Source organism: Candidatus Propionivibrio aalborgensis, assembly GCF_900089945.1.
Taxonomy (GTDB): Bacteria; Pseudomonadota; Gammaproteobacteria; order Burkholderiales; family Rhodocyclaceae; genus Propionivibrio; species Propionivibrio aalborgensis.
Genome location: NZ_FLQY01000029.1, coordinates 35,880 through 42,131, shown reverse-complemented (window position 1 = coordinate 42,131; position 6,252 = coordinate 35,880). Strand labels below are relative to the sequence as shown.

Genomic DNA, 6,252 nt, shown 5'->3' with positions numbered 1-6,252 from the left:
TTCCAAGGACTGCCGGTAAGTTTCCGAACCAGCGCCGATTTGAATCATCAGCTTGCGGGCGCTTAATAAATACGGCTAAAGCGGGACCAGCCCAGTCCGCTTTGTCAGGCCGACTGGGTTTTTTCTTCCGATAAGTTCACGATGTCACAACAAAATTCTGTCGGGATCGTTGCGCCGCAACGGGCCCATTTCAATGAGCCGATTGCACTCAAGAGCGGTGCACTGCTTCCAGGCTTCGAGTTGGTATTTGAAACCTACGGGACGATGAATACCGCTCGTTCCAATGCCGTGCTGGTATGCCACGCCCTTTCCGGCGGTCATCATGTTGCCGGTGTTGACGCCAGCGACCCCACGAACGTTGGCTGGTGGGATAACCTGGTTGGGCCCGGCAAGCCTCTCGATACCGACAAGTTCTTTGTCGTCGGGGTCAACAACCTCGGCGGCTGCTACGGTTCGACAGGGCCCTTGTCGGTCAACCCGATTACCGGCAAACGCTATGGGGCGGATTTTCCGATGGTGACGGTCGAGGACTGGGTAGCGGCGCACGCGCGTCTGGCCGACCATCTGGGCATAGATACCTGGGCCGCAGTCATCGGCGGTAGCCTCGGCGGCATGCAGGCACTCGAGTGGGCCTTGCAGTACCCCGATCGCATACGGCATGCCATGGTGATTGCTTCCGCGCCCAAGCTGTCGGCGCAAAACATTGCTTTCAACGAGGTCGCTCGTCAGGCTATTCTTTCCGATCCCGACTTTCATGGCGGCCATTACGCCGAACACGGCGTCGTGCCGGTCCATGGCCTGCGGCTGGCGCGCATGGTTGCCCACATCACCTATCTCTCGGATAGCCAGATGGGCGAAAAATTCGGCCGTCAGTTGCGCCATGGCGAGCACAAGTTCAGCTTTGACGTCGATTTTGAAGTCGAGTCCTACCTGCGCTATCAAGGCGACAAGTTTGCCAGCTTCTTCGACGCCAACACGTATCTGAACACCACCAAGGCCCTCGATTACTTCGATCCCGCCTACGCCTACGATGGCGACCTGGCCGCTGCGCTGGCGCGGGCCAAAGCCAAGTTCTTTGTCGCCAGTTTCTCAACGGACTGGCGTTTTTCTCCCGCGCGTTCGCGCGAGATTGTCTTTGCCCTTCTGCACAACAGGCGGCACGTTGCCTACGCCGAAATCGATAGCGACGCGGGGCACGATTCCTTTCTGCTGGATGACGCCTATTATCACGCCGTATTGCGCGCCTACCTGGAGAACATATCAGTATGAGCAATGGAAACCCGCTGACGGCCATCGAGCGCGAGCGCTTCGATTTTGCCGTCATCGCCAACTGGATTCCGCCCGGAGAGCGCGTACTTGACCTGGGTTGTGGTGACGGAAAGTTGCTGCGCTATCTTCGCGAAAGCAAAGGCGTCGTCGGTTACGGCGTCGAAATCAGTCACGAAAGCGTGCTCGGCTGCATCCGCAACGGCGTCGACGTGATCCAGATCGACATTGAAGGCGGCCTTTCCGGCTTCGAGAACCGGTCGTTCAATCACGCCATCATCTCCCAAGCGCTCCAGGCAATGCACGCTACCGAGCGAATTCTCGGCGAAATGCTGCGCGTCGCTGAAGAAGCCGTCGTGAGTTTTCCCAACTTTGCCTATCGCGCCAACCGGGAGGCGATTGCACAAGGCCATATGCCCGTTTCAGAGAACCTGCCGTTCGAATGGTACGAGACACCCAACGTGCGCTTCTTCACAATTGCCGACTTCGACGCACTATGCGACAAACTCGGCATCGAGATCCGCGAACGGCTGGCTTTCGACGATGCCGGACAGCCGGTGACTGACGAGCCGAATCTGAACGGCAGTCTGGCCTTCTATCGCCTGGGTCGAAAGGCTTGATGCCAGCCTGGCTGAGTGCGCTGCTGACCCGCAAGATGCTGATCTGCGTCTTCACCGGGTTCAGCTCCGGTCTGCCGCTCTATCTGCTACTGAACCTCTTACCGGCCTGGTTGCGTAGCGAGGGCGTCAATCTCAAAACCATCGGTATTTTCGCGCTGATCCAGTTCCCCTATACCTGGAAGTTTCTCTGGTCGCCTTTCCTGGATCGCTATGCCCTGCCCGTCCTTGGTCGGCGGCGCAGCTGGTCGCTGATCATGCAGATCGGCCTGCTGCTCACCATTGGCCTGCTCGGCGGGCTGTCGCCAAGCACAGACATCGTCCCGGTTCTCTGGCTTACCACCTTTCTCGCACTTTTCTCCGCCACCCAGGACATCGCCCTGGACGCCTACCGTCGCGAACTGCTGACGGAGAACGAACTGGGATTGGGCAATGCCGTACATGTGAATGCCTACCGTGTCGCCGGGCTGGTGCCCGGTTCCTTGTCATTGATTCTCGCCGACCTGTTGCCGTGGTCACAGGTATTCTGGATCACCGCCGCCTTCATGCTGCCCGGAATGGTCATGATCCTGCTGGTCCAGGAACCGACCAACGCCTATGCCAGGCCAAAGACCCTGCGTGAAGCCGTTGTCGAGCCCTTCCACGAATTTGTGGGTCGCTCTGGTCTGCATGGTGCCTTGTTAGTGCTTGCCTTCATTTTTCTCTACAAACTTGGCGATTCGCTGTGCACCGCACTGGCGACGCCCTTCTACCTCGACATGGGCTTCACAAAAACGGATATCGGCCTGATCGCCAAACATGCCGGGCTATGGCCGGCGGTCTTTGGCGGCCTTCTCGGCGGCCTGTGGATGGTGCGTCTGGGCATCAATCGCGCGCTGTGGCTGTTCGGTGTTGTGCAACTGCTATCGATTCTTGGTTTTGCCTGGCTGGCCTGGCTCGGACCACAAACGGAAATTGGCGTTGACCAACGCCTGGCGCTCGCAACCGTCATTGGCTTCGAGGCGCTTGGCGTTGGCCTGGGCACTGTGGCTTTCGTCGCCTTTATAGCCCGTTCAACACACCCCGCCTATACCGCAACCCAATATGCGTTGTTCACCAGCCTTGCTGCCGTGCCGCGCACCTTTTTCAACGCTTCGGCGGGTTGGCTCGTGGAAAGCCTCGGCTGGTACAGCTTCTTCCTGCTGTGCACTGCGCTGGCGATTCCCGGCATGCTGCTGCTTCCTCGGGTGGCCCCGTGGAAGATAGTGCCGGTCAAAGGAGCGCAAGTTGGCGTCTGAGGCAAGCGCCTCAAGCGCCGAGCTGCTGATCGCCGCCGCTCGTGAGCTGTCGGCCAGGGTTGAAAAACTTACCTTTGCTCTACCAGTTTCACATATCTATAATCCGCTGGCTTACGCTTGGGAGGCACACGAGCTCTATTTGCGCCGCTATGGCGCGTGCCGCAAAAAAGTGGTTTTCATCGGTATGAATCCCGGACCGTTCGGCATGGTTCAATGCGGTGTTCCCTTTGGCGAGATTGCTGCCGTACGCGACTGGATGGGAATCAGAACGCAAATTGACAAACCGGCAATGGAGAACCCGAAACGCCGGATTGAAGGATTTTCCTGTACGCGCTCCGAGGTCAGTGGTCGACGTCTATGGGGACTGTTCCAACAGCGCTTCGGCAAGGCAGAAGCTTTCTTCGCCAACCACTTTGTTGCCAACTATTGTCCCTTGGCCTTTTTCGACAGCGGCCGAAACATTACGCCGGACAAACTTCCTTCAGCCGAGAAGGAGCCGCTCAATGCGGCCTGTGATCGACATCTCAGGCAACTCGTGACAGCGCTCGAAGCGCAGTGGGTGATCGGGGTCGGCGGCTTTGCCGAGAAACGCGCCACCGAGGCTTTGACAGGTATGGACGTAAGCATCGGGAAAGTGCTGCATCCCAGCCCAGCCAGCCCGGCAGCCAACAGGGGTTGGGCTGAAGCGGCGACACGGCAACTGATCGCCCAGGGAGTCTGGCACTAACCCAGCAGCAATATCCTGGCCGCGATGACCCCGGAAAGCGTGAGACGATACCCGTATCCCTAGGGTAGAGTCTCTGAAACCGGGCGCGCCGCACGCCGTACGCGCCGACGGTCAAGCCACCAAGCGTAAACTGGCAGCAACAGTGCGGAACCAGGCAGGAGCAGAAACAATAGATACGGTGAAACGCGCGATAGAACTCGCAACTGGTCCAGGAGTTCGGACTTTTCATTGGCTGTCCATTTGTCGCCGTTGCGATTTTTCATCAGCAAGGGCATCAATCCGCGCATGCGCACGACGTCAGCGACAAATCCTCGCGCCTGCCGTTTCTGGGAGGCCAGCATGCGCGAAACTACACTGGCTTTTGCCAATTCTGTCTCGCCCCTTTGCTCAACGCTCACAAACCGGCTTTCAGACCAAATATCGGCAATTTGTCACGCAGTGTCCGCCAGGTTTGCCAAGTGAAGAAAGCACGTTTTGCCCAGCGCACGATGCGCCCCGGCTTCAAGACGACCAGCACTGCAACAGCGACGGTAACTATGCTGGGATGTTGTTTGATGAAGACGACACCACTGCGCACGCCGGCCACAATGCGATCCGTCGTATACAGTGCGGCTCGCAAAGGCGGCATCTCCTGACCCAACGCAGCACGTTGGGTGGCGATGCGTTCGAGCAATCGGCCACGCCGAATAAGCAGTTCATTCAGCCGCTGATTCATGGCCAACCGCCTCTTTCAACTGGCGCAGATCTTCCTTGAGCTCGGCAATACTGGTTGCAAAGACTTGCTCGGGCCGCTGCAGCGACCGCTTGAACAGAGCGAAAAAAACCCCACTAAGAACAAGGAACAGCCCAGTTGACACGCTCAAGACAAGCAGCCGGTTGTCCCAGAACAATGCAGTAAGCAAGGCCACAATGAGCAGCGTACAGACTCCGAAACAGAACACCATTCCCTGCGCCATCAGAATCAAATGAATGGCACGCAGCTTCTCAGCTTCGAGTTCGTTGCCGAGAAGTTCAAGCCGCGTCTTCCCGCTCGCAAGCAGCGTGACGACGATGCTTTTCAGGGCATGGAATAAACCGCTGTTCCCTCTGCCTGACCTGTCGCTCATAGCGAAGTTCTGCCTAACGACGGCCGATAATGATACCGAACAGGAAACCGATGCCCGCTGCGACGCCGACAGCCTGCCAAGGGTTCTGATTGACATAGTCGTCGGTAGCTCGCGCCGCCGCCTTGGTCTTATCGACCAGCAGCGCCTCGGCGTCAGCGATACGCAGCTTGGCGTCGCGCAAACGCTCACCGACCCGCTCACGTAGATCGGCCATTTTTTCACCAGCGACACCTGCAGTCGCACGAAGTATTTCCTCGGCATCGGCGACGACACTCTTCATATCCGAGACGAATTTCTGTTTGCTATTGTTGGACATTTCGTTAACTTCAGTCATGGGACACCTCATGTGATAAGGGAAAAGGGAAATGGCACGAAACGATGGGAGTGCTCGTGAACCACAACCCTCAGGGTATCTAATTTAAAGCCACTTATCAATGCGCTGAGTCACAGCGTGATTCACAGCACATAGTCATAGTCGATCTGTAACGGCGCGTGGTCGGAAAAACGCTGGGCCTTGTATACAGCAGCAGCATGGGCGGTGCGGGCGAAAGCTGGCGAGGCCAGTTGATAGTCGAGCCGCCAGCCAACGTTCTTGGCCCAGGCCTGCCCGCGGTTCGACCACCACGTGTAGCACTCGTCAGTGCTTGTTGCGTGTAGCTGGCGATACACGTCGCACCAGTTACCCTCGTTCAGCACTTGGCTGACCCAGGCCCGTTCCTCTGGCAGAAAACCGGAATTCTTCTGGTTGCTTTTCCAGTTCTTGAGATCGATTTCCTGGTGGGCAATGTTCCAGTCGCCGCACACCACGACATCGCGGCCACTCTTCGCCAGATCAAGGAGGTGCGGATGAAACACGTCCATGAAACTGAACTTCGCCGCTTGACGTTCCGGCGAACTCGAACCGGATGGCAGATAAAGCGAAATCACGGAGAGCGGGCCGAAATCGGCGCGCAAATAGCGCCCCTCCGCATCGAACTCTGCGTGACCGAAACCTTCGGTGACGGCATCAGGCTTCCGCCGACACCACAACCCGACGCCGCTATAGCCCTTCTTTTCGGCGTAGTGGTAGTACGCGTGCAAACCGGCGGGCGCCTTCATCTCGTCAGAGAGATCGGCAAACTGTGCTTTCAATTCCTGCAGACAAACGACGTCAGCGTTCTGAGCGGACAACCATGGCAAAACTCCCTTGCGCCACGCGGAACGAATGCCGTTGAGGTTTAGGTTAATGATGCGTAACATGTCACTTCCGCGCCCGAGGC

General features: G+C 57.7%; 9 protein-coding genes. 4 read left to right on the top strand and 5 right to left on the bottom strand.

Features of this window, described 5'->3' with window-relative positions:
• Positions 1-141: 141 nt before the first annotated feature.
• The 4 genes from metX to PROAA_RS02025 are packed head-to-tail and all read left to right on the top strand — an operon-like array spanning position 142 to position 3,887.
• The gene (gene metX, locus PROAA_RS02040) at positions 142-1,269 is read left to right on the top strand and encodes a homoserine O-succinyltransferase MetX (RefSeq protein WP_186409722.1); all 1,128 of its coding nucleotides are present in this window, start codon (positions 142-144) and stop codon (positions 1,267-1,269) included.
• The gene (gene metW / locus PROAA_RS02035; RefSeq protein ID WP_186409721.1) at positions 1,266-1,886 is read left to right on the top strand and encodes a methionine biosynthesis protein MetW; all 621 of its coding nucleotides are present in this window, start codon (positions 1,266-1,268) and stop codon (positions 1,884-1,886) included. The genes metX and metW overlap by 4 nt, the downstream gene beginning before the upstream one ends.
• On the top strand, positions 1,886-3,160 hold the full coding sequence (locus PROAA_RS02030; protein ID WP_186409720.1) for an AmpG family muropeptide MFS transporter: 1,275 nt from the start codon (positions 1,886-1,888) through the stop codon (positions 3,158-3,160). The genes metW and PROAA_RS02030 overlap by 1 nt, the downstream gene beginning before the upstream one ends.
• Positions 3,150-3,887, top strand: coding sequence for a uracil-DNA glycosylase family protein (locus PROAA_RS02025; protein ID WP_186409719.1), 738 nt, complete (start codon positions 3,150-3,152; stop codon positions 3,885-3,887). The genes PROAA_RS02030 and PROAA_RS02025 overlap by 11 nt, the downstream gene beginning before the upstream one ends.
• A 59-nt stretch (positions 3,888-3,946) precedes the next feature.
• Here the strand turns inward: PROAA_RS02025 and PROAA_RS02020 are convergent, their stop codons facing one another.
• From PROAA_RS02020 to PROAA_RS02000, 5 genes are all read right to left on the bottom strand, one after another.
• Positions 3,947-4,255 (bottom strand): hypothetical protein, encoded by a 309-nt coding sequence (locus tag PROAA_RS02020; protein ID WP_245664118.1) that lies wholly within the window; start codon positions 4,253-4,255, stop codon positions 3,947-3,949.
• Positions 4,256-4,281: 26 nt separating this feature from the next.
• The gene (locus PROAA_RS02015) at positions 4,282-4,602 is read right to left on the bottom strand and encodes a YqjK family protein (protein WP_186409718.1); all 321 of its coding nucleotides are present in this window, start codon (positions 4,600-4,602) and stop codon (positions 4,282-4,284) included.
• Positions 4,583-4,993: a phage holin family protein gene (locus PROAA_RS02010; protein WP_186409717.1), complete on the bottom strand. Its 411-nt coding sequence runs from the start codon at positions 4,991-4,993 to the stop codon at positions 4,583-4,585. Before PROAA_RS02010 ends, PROAA_RS02015 begins: the two co-directional genes overlap by 20 nt.
• Positions 4,994-5,006: 13 nt before the next feature.
• Entirely contained in the window at positions 5,007-5,327 is a 321-nt protein-coding gene (locus PROAA_RS02005; protein ID WP_186409716.1) for an ElaB/YgaM/YqjD family protein, read from the bottom strand.
• Positions 5,328-5,449: 122 nt separating this feature from the next.
• Positions 5,450-6,232, bottom strand: a complete 783-nt coding sequence (locus PROAA_RS02000) for an exodeoxyribonuclease III (RefSeq protein ID WP_186409715.1) — start codon at positions 6,230-6,232, stop codon at positions 5,450-5,452.
• Positions 6,233-6,252: the final 20 nt, after the last annotated feature.